Annotated in this window: 13 protein-coding genes and 2 pseudogenes; all 15 read right to left on the reverse strand. The window is 52.8% G+C overall.

What is annotated here, in order from left to right:
* Positions 1 to 132: 132 nt before the first annotated feature.
* Positions 133 to 2,778, reverse strand: a complete 2,646-nt coding sequence (locus VV088_RS04715) for an AAA family ATPase (protein ID WP_334599620.1) — start codon at positions 2,776 to 2,778, stop codon at positions 133 to 135.
* A 187-nt stretch (positions 2,779 to 2,965) separates the two neighbouring features.
* Positions 2,966 to 4,705 (reverse strand): CHAP domain-containing protein, encoded by a 1,740-nt coding sequence (locus VV088_RS04720; RefSeq protein WP_334599621.1) that lies wholly within the window; start codon positions 4,703 to 4,705, stop codon positions 2,966 to 2,968.
* Entirely contained in the window at positions 4,698 to 5,516 is an 819-nt protein-coding gene (locus VV088_RS04725) for a class B sortase (RefSeq protein ID WP_334599622.1), read from the reverse strand. The genes VV088_RS04720 and VV088_RS04725 overlap by 8 nt, the downstream gene beginning before the upstream one ends.
* Positions 5,517 to 5,533: 17 nt before the next feature.
* Positions 5,534 to 7,873 carry a VirB4-like conjugal transfer ATPase, CD1110 family gene (locus VV088_RS04730; protein WP_334599623.1) on the reverse strand — a complete coding sequence of 780 codons (2,340 nt, stop codon included), beginning with the start codon at positions 7,871 to 7,873 and terminating at the stop codon, positions 5,534 to 5,536.
* A complete protein-coding gene (locus VV088_RS04735; protein WP_334599624.1) occupies positions 7,870 to 8,223 on the reverse strand; it encodes a PrgI family protein in 354 nt (117 codons plus the stop codon). The genes VV088_RS04730 and VV088_RS04735 overlap by 4 nt, the downstream gene beginning before the upstream one ends.
* Positions 8,224 to 8,235: 12 nt before the next feature.
* A complete protein-coding gene (locus VV088_RS04740; protein WP_334599625.1) occupies positions 8,236 to 9,072 on the reverse strand; it encodes a hypothetical protein in 837 nt (278 codons plus the stop codon).
* 70 nt (positions 9,073 to 9,142) lie between these two features.
* A complete protein-coding gene (locus VV088_RS04745; RefSeq protein WP_334599626.1) occupies positions 9,143 to 9,496 on the reverse strand; it encodes a glutamyl-tRNA amidotransferase in 354 nt (117 codons plus the stop codon).
* Positions 9,493 to 10,809 (reverse strand): annotated as a pseudogene (locus VV088_RS04750) (VirD4-like conjugal transfer protein, CD1115 family); the annotation flags it as partial. The gene VV088_RS04745 and the pseudogene VV088_RS04750, both read right to left, overlap by 4 nt.
* 93 nt (positions 10,810 to 10,902) lie before the next feature.
* A complete protein-coding gene (gene ltrA, locus VV088_RS04755; protein ID WP_334599169.1) occupies positions 10,903 to 12,717 on the reverse strand; it encodes a group II intron reverse transcriptase/maturase in 1,815 nt (604 codons plus the stop codon).
* A 774-nt stretch (positions 12,718 to 13,491) separates the two neighbouring features.
* Positions 13,492 to 14,007 (reverse strand): annotated as a pseudogene (locus VV088_RS04760) (type IV secretory system conjugative DNA transfer family protein); the annotation flags it as partial.
* A complete protein-coding gene (locus VV088_RS04765) occupies positions 13,994 to 14,185 on the reverse strand; it encodes a hypothetical protein (protein WP_334599627.1) in 192 nt (63 codons plus the stop codon). The gene VV088_RS04765 and the pseudogene VV088_RS04760, both read right to left, overlap by 14 nt.
* Before the next feature lie 12 nt (positions 14,186 to 14,197).
* Entirely contained in the window at positions 14,198 to 15,199 is a 1,002-nt protein-coding gene (locus VV088_RS04770) for a hypothetical protein (protein ID WP_334599628.1), read from the reverse strand.
* 2 nt (positions 15,200 to 15,201) lie between these two features.
* Positions 15,202 to 16,074 (reverse strand): PcfB family protein, encoded by an 873-nt coding sequence (locus VV088_RS04775; protein ID WP_334599629.1) that lies wholly within the window; start codon positions 16,072 to 16,074, stop codon positions 15,202 to 15,204.
* Positions 16,016 to 17,473: a relaxase/mobilization nuclease domain-containing protein gene (locus VV088_RS04780; RefSeq protein WP_334599631.1), complete on the reverse strand. Its 1,458-nt coding sequence runs from the start codon at positions 17,471 to 17,473 to the stop codon at positions 16,016 to 16,018. The genes VV088_RS04775 and VV088_RS04780 overlap by 59 nt, the downstream gene beginning before the upstream one ends.
* Positions 17,442 to 17,762, reverse strand: coding sequence for a plasmid mobilization protein (locus tag VV088_RS04785; protein ID WP_334599632.1), 321 nt, complete (start codon positions 17,760 to 17,762; stop codon positions 17,442 to 17,444). The genes VV088_RS04780 and VV088_RS04785 overlap by 32 nt, the downstream gene beginning before the upstream one ends.
* Positions 17,763 to 17,790: the final 28 nt, after the last annotated feature.

A 17,790-nucleotide genomic window follows, 5' to 3' on the forward strand; every position in this document is an offset into this window, starting at 1 on the left:
GTCTGCGAAAGCAATCCACGCTCCGTAGACTTCAGCAATCGATATATGATGGCCTTTATATATTCGTCGCTCAATCGAGTTAGAAAACAAGCACGGGTGCCTGCGTTCACAAGCACCCGTACTTATCTTCACCTAATTAGGAGGAATTACCTCTATTACTTCACCAAACACTCGCCAATCCTCGTAAGAAGTGACCTCAATTGGAGTATATGCTTTATTGATAGAAACAAGTAACAATCCATCTTCCTTTTGCACAATCTTTTTGCAATAGGATTTCCCCTGATACCAAACTATTCCAACATGGGCGTTGGGAACATTCTCACATTTTTTGACTAAAGCTACACTTCCATCAATGATGTTAGGCTCCATACTATCACCTGAAATCTTAACAGCAAAAGAGCAATCAGGATTTGTTACAGCTATTTCCTGTGTATCAATATTATCTTCCAAGAAATTTCCTGGGCCGGCTGATGCTGGCATCTCATACAGCTTAACCGTATGTTCAACAACTTGTTCTACTTCTACGGCATCGCCGTCCTCATCATATTGAGGATCACACAAGACAGCTAAAGTGTTATAATGTCGTTCATCGTGCTTCCGCATAAATTCCAGAAGATATTTCAGCGTGTTAGGCAAAATGGTAATGTTGTCGATGTCATCCGCAAATTGAGAATCTTGTATTACACGCAAATGTGACCGATTATTTAGTAGCCTTAACATCGCCCTGCCCTCAGCAGTATTTTTGTTCCCTTCTAATGCCAAGACCTTATCGATCATGGAGCATTGATCGTTTGGGAGGGGGAGCTTAAAGGTTAAAAATCCTTCTAATAGACGCCGGGCCATATTGGGATATTGCAAATATTCACTCGTATCACTTGGGGGCTGTTTTACAAAAGTATATACCCTTTTGAATAAGTAAGCGTATTCATCGTGGTATTGAGAAATTAATTTATCCTCATCCACCAACTGTGGGCCATCTTGAACACGTTGCATTGTATATCGATTTGTATTCCCTTTATACATCAACGAATAATCTTTAAGAAGTGAAAACTTATGTGTGAAGATAAAGGTTTGACCCACTTGAGAAGTTTTTTCTCGAATATAGCTGATTGCATTGTAGTAGAAATTAGAATCAAAACTTGAGATAGGATCATCCAATATGACAATCGTATTTTGTGCGTCAGCGTCAACATCTAAAAAAGTGTTGAAAAAATAAATCAATGCAATTGCGTTTTCTTCCCCTTTACTCAAGTTTTTCGCTCGTTTTCCCTTTCTGGTGATTTGGTATCCGAGGGCAGAGTTGCTAAAAACCAATTCATTCCTTCCCATTATAAACTCTATATCTTTATTGATTGCATCTGCGGGTATTTGTGAATTTTTGATTTCCTGTTCTAAATCATTAATTTGCTGCGTCAACTGATTGAGATATTTTTCACTTTCGCCTAATTCCTGTTTCTTTGCTTCTACAGCCTTTTCACAGTTAGCAATCGTATTGGCATTTTCCGATATAAGATGATGTTCAACCAATTTCTGAGCCTCACTGATGCTACGATTAAAATTTTCAGTCTTTTGATTATGGTTTTGAAAAATTTCTAATATTGCGTCAAAAACGGTATAGTCAAATGACAATGCATCAACTAATTCTATAAATTCATCTGTATACTGCTGATTTATCATATCACTTTTCTTCTTGGTAAGGATTTCGATGATATTATCAATTGCTCTTATATAATCATCGCATATAGATTTTGCAGCAGTTTGTAATGAACTATATTGCTCCCGTAATTCAGGATACAATAATCCCGCATTGGGAAGGGCGACCTTTGTATCGCTAAATTGCTGACCTCTTTCATGTAATAATCGAATTGCAGAATCTATCTTATCAGATAATTCCTTGTATGATTTGTTAAAATGCGCCCGCAGTTTCTCAAAACGATCTTCAGATATTGAACTACCACAGAAAAAACAAATTTTGGAACTCATCTGCTCATGAATTGACAATCCCTGCTCCGCCCAGTTGTTTACACGGGCATTTTGCTTCAGCGACTCTATCGTTATATTTACAGGAGTCTGGTTAAGAATATTGCTTAGATATTCTTTAACAGACGGCTGGATAAAACTATTCTTGAAAAGTGCAATGCTGTCAAGCCGCTCTGCACGAATAGCTGTGAGTGCTTTTTGATATTCGTCCTCGGTTAGAGATTTTCTAATGGTAAGGTGACGATATTCACTATAAAATTTATTCTTGTTATAGGCGCTCGAATATTGAGCGGCATCTTTTATTGTTTTTGCACAGGCGATTTTTGCTTTGTCAAACGCACTTTCCCTCTCCGCTAATTCGCCTTTTAGTTTCTTCACCAGTTCTTTTTGATGTCGAGAATTTTCTCTCAGTCCTTTAATCGTTTCGATTTTCTCAATCTGCTCCTTGCCCACAGAAAAAATATGCTTTACGCTATCAACAGTAGAAATGTTGTCCTGAATATAATTCTGGTGAAATACCTTGAATATATAAGGAATCGAGAGCATCGTATTCTGTGTTACAATGCTGTGAGCATTGGATGATGTATCCTCAAAAAGCAGAGAAAATTTAGTGTCTGCATTTGACAGTTGACCCTCTTCAATTTCCTTGAAAAAATCACAGAGCGTAGTTTTTCCACTGCCGTTCCATCCATAAATCAAATTATTTTGATTAAAGAGACGGCAATTTGCTTCGTCCCACCTGAAATTTTGAAAGAATCTATATCCTCGAAGGTCTTTAATTTTGTAAAGACGATACATTTTTGTGCCTCCCGTCAAAAGCAGATGAAATGCAACATTTTTCCTGATTATACCACAGATAATGCACTATTTCAATCGGTTCTATATTTGATGTTTCCTGTTTTAGCAAAAGCAACTATTTTACCCTGACCGATTTTTGAAATTGGCATAGCAGAGTATGTACCAGCCGCCGCTTGGCGGCTGGTTTTTAGTAGGCCGGTGTTCCGTACCCGTAGATTTCATAATGACCAATGGAATACCGCCGTTCCCGGCAGCTATCGCCAGAATTACCCTCTACAGTGTAGACAAAACCGTTCTCTACCTTCTCCACGATGCCTACATGATCTGTCAAACCGTCCTGACCATTCTCATCGTTCCAGTCAAAGAAAATAATATCGCCAGGACGCGGCTCATAGCTGTTATCCTGCCAGAGTCCTCGGTCTTTGAACCACTGTACGCCATTGACACATCCGGCGAATTTCGGGATCACGCCAGCGTCCAGATACCCGCACTCATTGGCGCACCAACTGACAAAGCAGGCGCACCACTCCACACGGGAGCCAAAGCCGTACCACGACCAATAGGGTTGACCGCCCACATTCCCAATCTGCGAGAGAGCCACGGTGACGATCTCCCCATCGCCAGTACCAATGCCATAGAGAACGGCGCTCCATATACTGCGGTTTTCTTCAGCCAGTAATTCCGCAAGCTGCTGCCGCTGGTCTGCGGTAAAATGGTAAATATCCGCCATTTCATCAGCAGTCTTATGGCTGACCGTGATATAGAGCGTAGTTTCCGTCACGGTTACAGTGGTTTCTACAATGTTTCCGTATCCATCGTCTGTTTCGGTCACATTGGTATGGGTCGCGGTGTCAGTGGAATAGCTCACTTCATTCATTGCCCAAAATATTTCTTTGAGCAGTTCCTTCTTGGCATCGTCTATGGTTGCGACTTCCTGGGGAGCATCCGGGTCAGTGGCAGTCTTTATTGCATAGACCGCCAGCACCTCCGGCCAGATAACACGGGAGCCGGACATTTCCAGCACATCATGGGCGTTGCTGTTTTTAATTTCATCCAGCTTGTCCTCATACTCCTGATTGATCTCCCGCACAACCGTCTGCATGGTCTGGCCTGTGCCGGTGTCCTCACCAGAAAAGAAAATCCCAAAGGCAGAGCTGGCAATCAGTCCAATCAGGCAGATCACGATTATCACAACCGCAGCCACCCAGCCGCCTGCAACAATGGCGGCAATCAGGGCCTTTGTTACGGCAATAATCGCTTTTACTGCCGTAACAGTCGCCTGCGCCGCTTTCTTTGCGGTGGTCACAGTCGCCCGCACCGCCACACGAGTTGCCTGTGCAGCAGTGCGGGCAGTTTTGACCGCAGCTTGCGCCGTTTGCCGAGCGGCCTTTTCGGTCTGCTGGGATGTTTTAACAGCGGCCCTACCTGTTGTCCCGGAAGTTTTTACAGATTTTGACGCTGCCTTGATAGTCCCTTTAGCGGTTTTCGCCGCAGCTTTACCGCTGGGCTTAACTTTCTGCTTAACTGTTTTCTGGCCCCGGTCAACGGTTTTCATGTTGGTTCGCCCTTGTTCAACAGGGGAGAGGGCATGACCGCCCTGCTCCGTAGCCTGCTTTTTCGGCTGGCTGGTCAGTCGTTTGCGCTGAAAATACTCTTTGGCCTTGGCGATATTCTCCTTGGTGACCTCAACGCTTTTTCGGCCCTGCCGGTCAAACAAGTGGGCGCTTTCATAGGCGGCGATGGAGGTTCCATCCGAAACATGATCCGCCGCATATTCCTCCGGGGGTTCCCCGGTATAGGAACTGTTGCGTTCCGTTTTCTCCTTGGTCTGCACATAGGCGTTTTTCATGCGCTGGGCGGCTATAGCGGACTTGTCAATGGTTTTAACCGCTTTTTCCGCCACAGCCCTGGTTTTAATGTCAGGCATCGCCGCCCACCTCCACGGAGGGCGGCGCAATCAGCTTGGCCACAACGACCATTCTGCCGTTGGTACGGCTGTATTCGCAGGTGGAGAGGGTCAGCAGCTTGTCCCCGTATTCTGCATCTACACCAGTATCATAGAGGGCCAAATCCTTGCACTGGCTGATAAAAGCGTCAAAAGCCGTTTCATCCTCTGCATCCACGAAGTGGTAATACTTGAAGCCGTCCTCGGAGTAGGCCACTGTTTTGAACACGGCCACGATCTCATACTCGCCCAGGCTGGACAGAGTATCAAAGTGGATGGTGGGATGCTCCTGATAGAAGTCCTCGCGCTCATACTTACACAGGTCGGCAAACATGGAGCCGTTATTCATGTGGTGGCCGTAGATCACCACATTATCGGAAATACCCAACGCACAATTTTCCTGCACATAGGGAACGCCATAGTTGCTATACTGCTTTTCAAATCCTCGCTTCAGGTAGAAGTTGGGGTTGTCAATAGTCTGCATGACGGGATAATTGATGTTTGTACCGTCAATGCTGACCCAGCCCACAAAGTCGCTGTTCTGCTCGTGGACTGCCGCGTATTTCTCCAGGGCAATCAATTCCGGGTCGGGTTCTTCCGTACTGTCTCCGATTCCGGGGGTAGTTCCGGGCTGGGGCGTTTCCACTGGCTGGATCAGGTCGGCCACCGCGTCAAAGGCGTCCGCACTCTGCTTGCCGTCCGCATACTGCCACGCCAGCATAGCGCCGGAGAAAAGGAAAAGGGCGGCAAACAGCGCCGCCCCAATGATCAAAATCTTCTGCTTTTTATTCATGGTTTTCAAGTCCTCCTTTAGTTTTTCTCGCCGCCAAATACGCCCTCACCGGGCTTGGTGGTCATCAGTTGGTAGAGTTTTGTGTCGCGGGGGAATCGGTTTACAAACGGCACCAGGGCGCTGCCATATTTGATAAGGCCGCACCCGGCGTCAGCGTTGGTGATATAGCTCATCTGTTCAGAAGAAATATTCAGCAGCCGCGCCAGCTTCTCCCGGTCGCTGGCCGCTTGGTTGAGCATGACCACAAACTCGGAGTTGGACAGCATGGTGCTGGCCTGAACGGAGTCCAGAAGATACTCCACGTTTTGCGTGATGGCCGTTGGGTAGGCGTTGCGCTTGCGGAACTGCCGCCACGCGGAGTTGAAAAACGCACCACTGTACTCATTTTCAAAGACCACATGGAACTCGTCAATGAAAACATGGGTGCGCTTGCCCTTCCTCCAATTCAGCGTTACCCGGTTCAGGATGGTGTCGGTAATGACCAGCAGGCCGGTGGGCTTCAACTGCGTCCCCAGGTCGTGAATGTCAAACACCAGAATACGCCTGTCCAGGTCAACCGTCCCAACATGACCGAACACATCCAGGGAGCCAGTGGTGAACAACTCCAGGGACAGGGCGATCTCCTTCGCTTTGTCCTCCGGCTGCTCCAAAAGTTTCTCCCGCAAAGTACAGAGGGTGGGAACAACGCCCGTCTGTAACGCCTCCTGATACACAGCAGCGGTGCAGCGGTCGATGATTGACTTGTGCTGGGGGCCGACGCTGTTCTTGTCGATCTGTTCAATGAGGGACATGATAAACTGCGATTTTTCCACGATGGGGTTGTTCTCACCGTAGCCATCTACCATATACATCGCGTTGAGCCGGTCTTTGCCGCCCGCCGCCACGCGGACAACGGAGCCTAAATCGCCCATAGCTTCTACCAGAGGAGCAAATTCTCCCTCCGGGTCGCAGATCAGAATGTCATCGTCCGTGTTCAGCATCAGAAAGGCGATCAATTCTTTAGCGGAAAAGGACTTACCGGAGCCGGGGACGCCCAGCAGAAATGCGGACTGGTTCAACAGATTTTCCTTGTTGCACATGATAAGGTTATGGGAAATGGCGTTTTCTCCGAAATAGATGCCGCCCTTGTCCTGAATCTCCTGCACCTTAAAGGGCATGAACACCGCAAGGCTCTCTGTGGTCAGAGTGCGGAAGGCGTTGATCTTCCGCACACCAATGGGCAGGGCCGTATTCAGGCCATCTAACTGCTGGAATTTCAAAACAGAAAGCTGGCACATATGCTTTCGGGCCACGGCTTGGACAGCTTCGGTGTCGCTGTCCAACTGTTCCTTGCTGTCTGCTGTCAGCACCATCGTCATGACGGCGAACATCATGCGCTGGTCACGGGTGGTCAGATCATCCAGGAACTCCTTGGCTTCTTTCCGCTGCAATTCCATGTCGTAGGGAATGACCGCAGTGAAGTTGTTGTTGGCGTTCTGGCGGCGCTGCCAGTTTGTGATATTTGTCTCAACACCCAGCAGACGGTTCTCCACCTCCTTTACCGCTTCATCGGTGGGGATGGGAATAACGTCGATGGACAACGTCATATTGCGGTTGAAGTCGGTCAACTCCGTCACCATGCTGTCCTTAATATAGCTGGCGTAGTCCTTCAGGAACAGCACCCGGCAATACTTTTCACCCAATTTAAGGTGGTCGCTGTTCTTCTCGATACTGTCCGGGCAGATATAGTCCCGGAAGTCGTGGCCCTTGCGCATCATGTCCCTTGCGTCAAAGTGGAAATTACCTTCCTCGCCGGCGCGGTAGAAATCATGGAGGATACGCAACCGATCAGCGGCGTCCAACTCCACGCACTTGGAGCCAAGGGCGGCAAAGTGGGAGGTCAGGTCAGCACCCACGCGGGCGAAATAGGCGCGGGCTTCTTCAATGTCCTTTTTCGCTACAGTGATGGTGATATACTTTTCCTGCATGATGCCGTTTGCGCCGGTGGCCTTGTCCAGCAGCATTTGATTGTACTCCTGCCGGTACACGTCCCGTTCATCGCCCCGCATGGGCATGAGGATGGACTGTTCAAAGTTGGCCCGGTTCATGCGGCGGTTGTTGATGGTGATCTTGGTGGCCGCGCCGGAGTCCAGGCTGTTGAGCAGTTCAGAGTAGATCAGGAACATGGATTCTTTGTCCTCCCGGCTGGCTACCAGATAATTGATGTCGGTAAATTGATAGGTCTTTGCAAATCTGCTGCCCACCATAAAAATGCCATCGTTCCAGATACGGCGGACGGGGATCACATCCTGCACCCTGCGGGGGACAGTGTACCGCTCTTTGTCCTCCCGCAGCATGGATTTGACAGATTTCATCATGCTTTTTGCTTGCCCTCCTTTTTGATGGTGTCTTTCAGCGCCTCGTAGTAGAGAGGGGACGCTTCAAAGTGAAATTGCTTCGGTTCCAGCAGTTCCGAGCGCAGCCACGCCCAAATGAACTGCTCCGCCGTCATGCCGTGGTAGGTGAAGAAGCCCAGGGCGGCAAAGGGGGCCGCGCCCACAATGCACATCCAGGACACGGTTTCCGTGCCGACGTAGGGTTTCAGCAGAAAGTACAGCCCCACGGCCACGGCTACCGCCAGGGCAGAAAAAACGAGCTGCCGCAGGGACAGCCCGAAAAACATACTCTCCGTGTAATTGCGGATTTCACGGTTGATTTTGACTTCCAATCAAAGCACCTCCTATAAGCCCATCATTTCCCGCACAACATGGTCGGACATTTTGACGCTGCCCACCAAAATGAGCATATGAAACACCAATTCCCCGATATAGCTCCACACCATAGAAGCCGCCGCCGCGTCCGGGTCAACAGCGGGCGGGGAACTGGCAAACACGGAGAAGATGATGCAGGCCAGCACGATGACGGCCCCCTCCAGACAGACGGCGGCGTAGCTTTTTAAAAAGCTCTTGCCCACGTTCTGGCTGGGTTCCCCGGCAAAGCTGGACAGGGGGATGGGAGCCAGCGCAGCGTACATATACATTTTGAAAAAGCGCCCGTAGACGCTCAAAATCATGACAAAGGACAGCACCCAAATGAACAGCCCGCCGATCAGCGTCACCGCCCATAGGGGGATGCTCTCAAAAAAGCCGCAGTCCTCAATGGCCGTCACGATCTCGTCGGGCAGGACGGTGGAGTTGGGAGCGCCGAAGCCCGCCGAGTTCATAATGGACGACACTACGCCCTGGATGATACTCAACAGGGCCAGCATCAGCTCCATGCCATAGGTGATAAGGGCCTTTGCCAAAGCAAAGCGGACGAACAGTTTAACGGCGTGTTCCGGCTTTTTGACCTCCACAAAGCTGCCGCAGGTCTTGACCACGCCCACCACAAAGAACAGCACCAGCAGGGCGTAGCCGATAGCTTGGAGCGCCCCGTGGATGTCCGACACCACATTCCAGATCGCGCCGCCCTTGAAGTCCTGGGGGGACTGCGTAATGAGCTGCCATATCTCGCTCAACTTACCGTTCCAGACCTCCAAAGCGTTCTCCAAATTCTGGACTACCCAATTATCCGACACGCAAAGCACCTCCTTTTTAGGGGCAGGCCCATCCTGTGAGCCTGCCCCTGTGTCAGTGGATAGTGGGAGCTTACGCGCCGGTGATAAGGGTCAAAATCTCCTTGGCAAAAGTTATAATTACGCCGCCCGCCAGGGTCAGGAAGCCGTTAGACCGCTGGGAGGGGTCGTGGCTCTGGAGGGAGAGGCCCACCTGGACGATGCCCCAGCCCAGCAGAATGAGGCCCACGGCCCGGATCAGGCCGAAGATGAACGTGGACAGGTTGTTGATAACGGTGAGGGGGTCGCCGCCCTCGGCGGCAAAGGCCGTCATGGTGCAGCAGCCCATCAGGGCCACGGTCGCCACCAGGGAACAGTAGTAACGGAAGCCCTTTTTCACCTTGTCAGGCGTGGGCAGACGGTTCTCGTTCTTCTTGAAAATGTTCATTGTGTGTTACCTCCATGACTGTTGATATATTCCTCCAATTCTTCCTCGGTGAGAAGAATGAAGCGGTGTTGTCCGGCGTCTTGTTCATCCGCTTTCGCCGCCTGCTTCAGCAGTTCCTCGTCGAATTGGATGGACGCGATGCTGTGGGTGTCCTCGCCGTGCCGGTACGGTTCGGCCCCGCCGTCTGTGGTCAGCTTCACATTGGGGTGTTTCAGGATGTCGTACTTGAAGTCCTGGATGGGCCGCTCCCCACGGATAAAAAGAAGCGCATACTGGTTGTCCAGCATACGCACTTCATCCGGCATAAGCAATTCGCGGCCCGCTAATTGCCAGTTGGTGGAGTAGCTGCCGCTCCGCCCCCTGGACTGTCCGTAGGTGTTCGTGTCGATTGTCTCTTTCCCCAGCAGTTTGGAAACGTACTCGTGGGTTGCCTGCTCATTTCCACCCAAATAGATAAACTCGTCGCAGTTGCCCACGATGCTCTCCCACTGTTTCTCAAAGAGGGCCTTTAGCTGGGCGAGGTTCTGGATGATGATGCTCACGGAGATCTCCCGGCTCCGCATGGTAGCCAGCAGCTTGTCAAATTCATCGGGCAGGGCGACGTTGGCGAACTCGTCCATGACGAAGTGGACGTGGACGGGCAGACGCCCGCCGTGTACCACGTCCGCCTGATAGTAGAGCTGCTGGAAAAGCTGGGTGTAGAGAAGCCCCACGATGAAGTTAAATGAGCTATCATTATCTGGAATGACGGCAAAAATGGCCGTCTTTTTCTCGCCCAGGCTCCATAGCTCCATCTCGTCTGTCTGCGTCATACCGGCCAGGGATTCCAGGTTGAACTTTTCCAGCCGGGACACCAGCGTGATCTGGATGGATTTCAGGGTCTTGCCGCTGCCGGAGCGGTAATTGCGGTAGTATTTCAGGGCGATATGCTCCGGGTTCCTCATTTCCAGACGGTCAAAGAGTTCATCCAGCGGCGATTGAAACTCATCGTTGTCCTCCCTGACTTCCCCGGCCCGTATCATTTCCATGACCATGGGGAAGTTCTGTTCATCGGGCGGGGCCTCATAGTGGAGATAGAACACCAGCGCCAGCAGGAGCATTTGCGCCGCCTGATCCCAAAACGGGTCTTGGCTCTGACTGCCCTTTGGTGTGGTGTTCTTAAACAAATTCGTGACCAAACGCTGGATGTCGTTGTCACTGCGGAGATAAACAAACGGGTTGTAGCAGTAGCTTTTTTCCATGTTGATAAGGTCGATCACCTTAATGTCATACCCCTTGGCTTTCAACAGGTTCCCGGTGTCCCGCAGCAGTTTTTGCGATAGGTAAGCGTTTGAAGTAATCTCCGGCTTTTCCCCCGCTTAGCACCGTGCGTGATAGTTTCCCATCACACGGCGCCCCATCAATGTTTACCTATATTCGATTTTACAGTTGCCAGCCAACAGCCGGAATTTATTGAGTTTCGCCATGTTGAGCTTGCAGTGTTTCAGCTTATCGAGATATTTTTGGATGATTACCGGGTCGGTTGCGTGGATGAGCTTATGAACATCCCCCGTTACCAGCGCCAGATTGGAGTAGTTGTCCTTTCCGCCGCTGGATTTTGGCGTGATGTGGTGGACTTCCATATCCCCCGACAGCAGGGGCTCTTTGCAAATGGCACATTTTCCCCGCTGAGCGATGTAGAGAGAAATGCGGTTGTCGTTCAACTCGGTACTCTGCCCCTGTATGGGATGCTCCATGAGTTTTTGCAGGATAACAGGGCTGATTGCCTTCTGCAGCTCATGGATTTTAGCCCGTCCCTTTTCGGAGTAATTGCAGATGTCGGGAGAGAAGCACATAGGCGGCGTAGTTTTCACTCCGTTGATTGGAAAGAGCGCCAGCCCAGCCACATTGAATATTTTCCCGGTAAAATCGCCATAGAATTGCTGAAATGCCTGGCTTCGCAGGCCGGTCTTGCTTCGATGGCTTTTCGTTCTGCATAAAAGTGTCTTTCTGACATCAAAGGCGATGCGGTCAAAGTCGAGGTATACGTTGGTTGCGATTTTGTAGTATTCATGCAGGCCCAGCACCATAGCGTTGAACTGCATCACGCTCCATTGGTTTGGCTCTCTGCCGATTCGTCCAATGGCTGAGCGTATGTTTTCCCTGCACTTTTTCTGCGCCTTGTCTGCCATGTGCGATTTCAGCACCCATTTTCCGCTTTTGGGGCGGAGCTTCAGCTTGAAGCCGAGAAAGTCTGAGTATCTCTTTTTCAAATTGACGATTTTAGATTTTTCCAGGCTGATTTCCAGCCCCAGCCGTTCTTTCAGCCACATTGTCGTTGCTTCAAATATTTTCACTGCGTCACTGCGGCATTTGCAGAACAGCTTGAAGTCATCCGCATACCGTACCAAATACACCTGCTTCAGCGTGCCATTTCCTTTGTAATGGGGCCGGCTTCGATACCGTTGCAGTTGGGGAAATTCCTCCCACTGGCTGGCAATCCACCAGTCCAGCTCATTCAGTACCACATTGGATAACAGCGGGCTGAGAATACCGCCCTGCGGCACCCCCTTTGCCGGAACGCCCTCACCTTGGATGGGCGCTTTCAGCATTTTGGACAGGACGCACAACAACTGCTTGTCCCGTATGCCCAGTGTCCAAAGCTGTTTCAGCAGCTTCCCATGGTTCACATTGTCAAAGAAGCCCTTGATGTCCACGTCCACCACATAGCGGTATTTCGAGATATTCACCAGGAACATTGCCCTGGCTACCGCATGGTGGGCGCTTCGGTTTGGACGGAAACCATAGCTGTGTTTGTAGAATTTTGCTTCACAGATTGGCTCCAGCACTTGCTTGATACACTGCTGAACGATACGGTCTTCCATAGTGGGGATGCCCAGCGGGCGCATACGTCCATCTGGTTTGGGGATTTCCACCCGGCGGACTGCATGAGGGTGAAAATTTTGCAGTCGTTTTCGCACATAGGCAATCAGTTCCTCCGGCTGTTTCTCTCCCATTTCAACGATGGTGGTCGAGTTTACGCCTTTGGTCTTACTGCCCTTGTTCTTTTTGATGGCGCGGTAGGCCAGCAGGATATTCTGCTCACTGGCAATCAGCTCCATCAGGTGCGTGAAGATTTCGCCGCGCTGACTTCTCTCATATAAATCGTCAAATAGTGCTTGGGTACTGTAATACTCATTATTTCTGAGTGCTTGCTTTTTCTTTGGTTTGTTGGCTGCCATAAGTCGGCTCACTCCAATTTCTTGAAGGGTTTGCCTCTCTTAGTCATACTCGAACCTTATGCAGAATGATTTTGCTCATTTGAACTGTAACTTCGATTTATTGTAAAACACTGACTGGCGGCTATCCCTCCACGGCTTTATTAGCTCCGTTTCATTGGTACTGTGCCGCCACATTCACCAGCGCAAGGCAGGTTGTTTCCGAAGATTTTTCCCTGCCGCCGCTTCACAGAGGTCAAGCTCTCCGCGTCGCTGGCTTACCACGTTCCGATTGTCCTATCCTGTTTTCAGCATCCGTAGGTCTTCTCTATAAGCCTGTCTGCTTGCCGCCGCCTGTAACAGCGCAGGGACTTTCATAAAAGCCGAGTTTTACTCATCCCCACAGACCTCACACGATGGTGAGATTGGCCCATTCGGCCAATACCCTATTTAGACCCGTACAATCGAGAATACGCCTCCGCCATGCTGTAACATGGAGGATTCTAACCATAGATGCTTACTTGGACTCCCGGCCTATCACGTACTCGACCACCTCTGGTTCGCTGTTCCTGTACCGCATTCCTGCGTCTTTAGGGTGCGCTCTCAGCCGACTTCACCGAGCTTATGACATTTCCGCTCCTGACAGCGTCCATGCCATTCGGAGGATCAGAGCAGGCGTTTCCAGGCGTTACCCCTTCATTCCACCTGTCGGACAATCAGTTCTATGAAACCTTTCCAGAAGCTCCTTTCAATCTCCTGTCCTTCTTTTGGCTCCACGCCTAACCTTTTCAGTTAGGAACGTGTCGCACCCCCCTTGGGATCGAGGCACACAAAGCTGGTGTTGGCGTTCATAATGTTGGGTTTAGCGAAAAATCTCGTCTTGCCAGCGCCGGAGCCGCCGCACACCAAAATGTTGAGGTTGCGCCGGTGTTTGCGTCCGTCCAGCCCTATGGCTACGTTCTGCGTCAGTATCTTGTTCTCGGTCACTTTCCTGTCGGCGTACTTCTTCCTGACGGCTTGGGCGGTGCCCCACTTGGCGGAGCCGTGTTCCTCCCGCCTGCGGTAGTTGCGGTCGGTGGAGAGGTAGATACCGATGCCCAGCCCATAGCACAGCAGAAAAATGAGGACAGTTTTCAGGCTGTCCCCGCACAGTACGATGTGGAACGGATCGTTCAGCGCCGCCCCGCCGTACTGTACCAGCCCCAGCAGACCGCCGCCCACATAGGGGGCCAGCAGCAGGGCCAGCCACACCACGGGGATGATGCCGCAGGCGTAGAGGGTCAGGTGGGCCTTGGAGAACTTATCTTGCCTCACGGTCAGCCCTCCTTTTTTGGCGCTTGGTGGGGGCGTCTATCACCTTTAATATCAGGTCGTCCACGTCCTCGGTGGGCTTGCCGTCCCGGATGGCGTCGTTGCGGAAGTCGGCCAAACCCGCCACCATAAGCCGCTGCTCGAAGCCGTTCAGCGTGACCACACGTTTTTCATCACGCATAGAGCGCCCTCCTTACCTTGCGCCGCCGTCCCTATTGGGGTCTCCGCCGAAGCCCAGCGAAGCGGGTTCGGTGGGGGAAGGAGGAGCAGCGGAACGAGTGAGCTTTGCCGCTTGCGGCGAAGCGAGGGATGTGGAGCGTGCGACGACGCTCTGCGCTTTCTCCTGGGCGGCAAAGAGCCGGTTCATATCGGCGGTGATGGTGCCAGCCACGTCCCGCATGACGCCCGCCTCGGCCCGGAGCGCCTTGGCGTCCATCATGGCGTAGCTCTCCGGCAGGCGGTCAAAGGAGAAGCCCTCCACCGACACGCCGTTGCGCCTGCACAGCATATAGGACACGCTGTACGCCGTGAAGTCGGGGCTTTCACAGGCGATACCGCCCTTGTCCATGTGGGCGCGGGCCAGCTCCTGGGCCACCCCCCGGAAGATGGTGGGGGCGTCCAGCCCTTGCTGCACATAGATCACACTGTTCTCGGCGTGATAGGCCACGTTGACGCCCTCCGGCAGTTCATTGGAGATAGCGAAACGGCAGGGGGCGTTGTTCATCAGGGCTTTCAGCAGAAGCCGCTCATCACGGGCCACGGCGGGGGCGGGCCGCTGTTCGGCCCTGGTCTGAGAAATGTCAAAGACCTTCTTGACATTGTAAGACACGCCCCTGCTGCCATCGTCCTTTTTGTACTCCTTGCCCGGTTCCAGGATGGTGATGGCGTCCTGGCCCCGCTTGACGTACACGCCGTCGGCCTTCCAGGTGTCGAAGTCGGCCAGCTTGGTAGCCTCCGGGCATTGGGCAGCGATCAGGATGGCGTTGCTCACGGAGTAGAGGTCAAAGCGGGCCTGTACGTCCAGATAGCCTTGAAACACGCCACCGTCCACACCCATGTCGTGAACGTGGCTGTCGATCATGGCGTAGACGCCCTCGCGCTCCGCCTGCTTTTTCGCCGCCCATGCGTCCTTATCAAAGGGCGTTTCCTCCCGCTGGGCGGGCTGGCTGGTAAACAGATCATCATAGTTCGGCATCGTTATCGCTCCTTTAACCGTTTGGGTTTATATTTTCGTGGAGCCTTGTGTTTCGGCCCCTTGGTGGGCTTGGACTGATCCTTACCCTTTGCCGCCTTTTCCCTCTGCTCCGCTGCAATCTCCTTCAGCTCCTGCCGGACGGAGGGGCGGGAACGCTCCTGCGGATCAGAAGTACCCGGTGCGGTTGGCTCTTTGGGCTTTGAGGTAGGCCCGGACTGACGGGATTTCTCGTTCCGGGCTTCGGTGGGGTTTTCGGTCTGTCCTTCCTCCCTGGTGGGGGAAGCACCCAGCACCGCCTCCAAAAACTCGTCCTTGTCCTGTTCGGGGGCGGTGCGCTCCGGGGCGGGCAGTTCTTCCCCCGGCTCCGGGGGCGGGGAGAACATGGCGTCCAGCAGATCGTCCACCTCCTGCTCGGTCATCGGCTCCGCCGCTGGCGCTTCCGGGGCGTCGCTCTGCTGGGCCTCCCGGCTCTGTTCGATCTCCCGCCTGACCTCGGCCATATCCACCGTAGCCAGGTTGAAACGCTCAAAGATACGGTTGATCTTGCTGGCGTCCTCGGCCCGTACCATGATGTCGGTCAGCCCGTCCGTGGCGTCCCGATCTTTCAGGACGCAGTAGAGGACGCCGTACTTCTTGGCCTCCCGGCAAAAGAGCTGGAGGTCGCTGTCCTTTACGGCGAACACCTTCAGCTCCTTACCGCTGCGGAGCATATTGGTCAGCCGGGTCTTGCCCTTGGTTTTTTTCTGCTCTCGCAGAATGGCGTACAAGAGGATGGCAAGCTGCTTGGCACCCTCACCGGCCAACTTCACCGCCACCTCACCTGTTTCCAGGGACAGCCTCACGACCTGCTCCGCCGCGTCGCCTGAATAGCTCATGCTGTGTCAGCTCCTTTCTTTCGGTTTCCTTTTGCTTCACCAGCCGTCCCAGGTTCTCCTTGACCTGCCCGGAACGCTGGGCGATGCCGTCACATAAGACCACCTCCTTTCGTGCCGTCCTGATCCGGCTGGACAGGGCGCTGATTTTGCCCTTTACCTCGTCCACGGCTTTGGGGTCGCCCTGCCGGTCAAGCCGCCGCAGCTCCTTACGGAGTTCCTGCCGCTGGGCGGTCAGGGCGTCGATCTCCGCCGACGCTGTTTCCCGGTGGGCGGTCAGCTCCCCGATGGTGCTGATGCGGTGTTTCCCCAAAAACCGGGTTTCCGCGTCCAGCCTGTCCAGCTTGGCGATGTCCTCCCGCAACAAAAAAGACACCCGCTTGACGGATGCCGGTCTTTTGACGATGATGTGCAATTCATAGCAGTAACGGAAGTACAGCGCCCGCAGGCCGGTAACTTTCTTCCGGGGCTTTCCCCGCACCCGGTAACGCCGGGGCGGGCGATGCACTACCTCCGGGAATGACACTTGCTTTTGGAGGTTGTGCAGAATACGCTCCTTGATCTCGTCCAGGGAGTAGCCCTCGCCCAGCTTGTGGAAGCGGAAATAGCCGCCAGCGTCGGGCGGTTTCAGCGCCGGATATTTCAACGGCTTGCCGCCCTTGCCCCTTGTTTTGAGCTGGTAGCCCATCTCGCCCATCACCCGCAGGAAGTCGCGCTCGGTGGTGGAGGCGAGGATGGCCCGGTCAATGTCGGCCCGGATGGTGCCCCGGTGGGTGGGTTTGCCGTTCTGCTCGGCCTGCCATTCGGCGTAGTGCTTGGCCCGCCCGCCTGGGTTCTCTATCACGGAAATGGCGTACTCCCGGCAAAGCCGGTCGGACACCTCCCGCATACGGGCATAGTCGGCGGGGGAATTGTAGAATTTATAGCCGTCTACGCAGGACACAGAATTTATCACAAAATGATTATGATAATGGCCGGTGTTACAGTGGGTCGCCACCACCACCTCAAAGCGGTCGCCCCATAGCCCCTGGGCCAGCTTGACGCCGATCTCATGGGCGGTTTCCGCCGTGACTTCATCAGTCTTAAAGGACTGATAGGCGTGGTAGCACACCCGGCCCCCCAGCTTGCCCCATAACCGCTTTGTTTCCATGAATTGAGCGGCGGCGGTATCCTCCCGGCAGTTCAGGCAGGACACATAGGAGCGGCGCTCGGTTTTGATCTCATCGGCGGCGTACTCCACCACATTGTCGATAGCGTGGAGGGACGCCTGTTCCTGCAAGCTTCCCTCGGTGGTCTTTTCCGGGTTCCGGGCGTAGTTTATCACCCTGTCCACACGCCCCTTGATGGGCCAGATGGAGGTCACGGCCATATCAGTCGGAGGGGGTGGTGTAGGTGTCCACAATCAGCTTCTCCACGGCCCGGTTGCTCTCCAGGGCCTTTTCCAGCTCCTTCGCAATCAGCCAGTTCTTCGTGCGGGCAATCATCAAAAGCTGGTCGATGTTATAGCCCACACGCCGCACCTCCCGGATCAGCAGCGGCAGCTCGGCGGGCGGGGCCTCCTTCACCACCGCGCCGTTGAGGATGCGGCGGCAGTAGCCCTCACGGGACAGGCCCGCCTTGCGGGATTTCTTGGTGAGGGCGTCCAGCTCGGCCCTGGTAAAACGTATCTTCATTTCAAGCGTTCGTTTCAAAAATCATCATCCTTTCTAAATGCGGGGT

This window comes from Lawsonibacter sp. JLR.KK007, from assembly GCF_036941135.1.
Classification (GTDB): Bacteria; Bacillota; Clostridia; order Oscillospirales; family Oscillospiraceae; genus Lawsonibacter.

What these genes read in the sequence shown, in the direction of transcription:
- VV088_RS04715 (WP_334599620.1), bottom strand. Translation starts at nt 2,778, where the DNA reads ATGTATCGTCTTTACAAAATTAAAGACCTTCGAGGATATAGATTCTTT.
- VV088_RS04720 (WP_334599621.1), bottom strand. Translation starts at nt 4,705, where the DNA reads ATGCCTGACATTAAAACCAGGGCTGTGGCGGAAAAAGCGGTTAAAACC.
- VV088_RS04725 (WP_334599622.1), bottom strand. Translation starts at nt 5,516, where the DNA reads ATGAATAAAAAGCAGAAGATTTTGATCATTGGGGCGGCGCTGTTTGCC.
- VV088_RS04730 (WP_334599623.1), bottom strand. Translation starts at nt 7,873, where the DNA reads ATGATGAAATCTGTCAAATCCATGCTGCGGGAGGACAAAGAGCGGTAC.
- VV088_RS04745 (WP_334599626.1), bottom strand. Translation starts at nt 9,496, where the DNA reads ATGAACATTTTCAAGAAGAACGAGAACCGTCTGCCCACGCCTGACAAG.
- ltrA (WP_334599169.1), bottom strand. Translation starts at nt 12,717, where the DNA reads ATGGCAGCCAACAAACCAAAGAAAAAGCAAGCACTCAGAAATAATGAG.
- VV088_RS04765 (WP_334599627.1), bottom strand. Translation starts at nt 14,185, where the DNA reads ATGCGTGATGAAAAACGTGTGGTCACGCTGAACGGCTTCGAGCAGCGG.
- VV088_RS04770 (WP_334599628.1), bottom strand. Translation starts at nt 15,199, where the DNA reads ATGCCGAACTATGATGATCTGTTTACCAGCCAGCCCGCCCAGCGGGAG.
- VV088_RS04775 (WP_334599629.1), bottom strand. Translation starts at nt 16,074, where the DNA reads ATGAGCTATTCAGGCGACGCGGCGGAGCAGGTCGTGAGGCTGTCCCTG.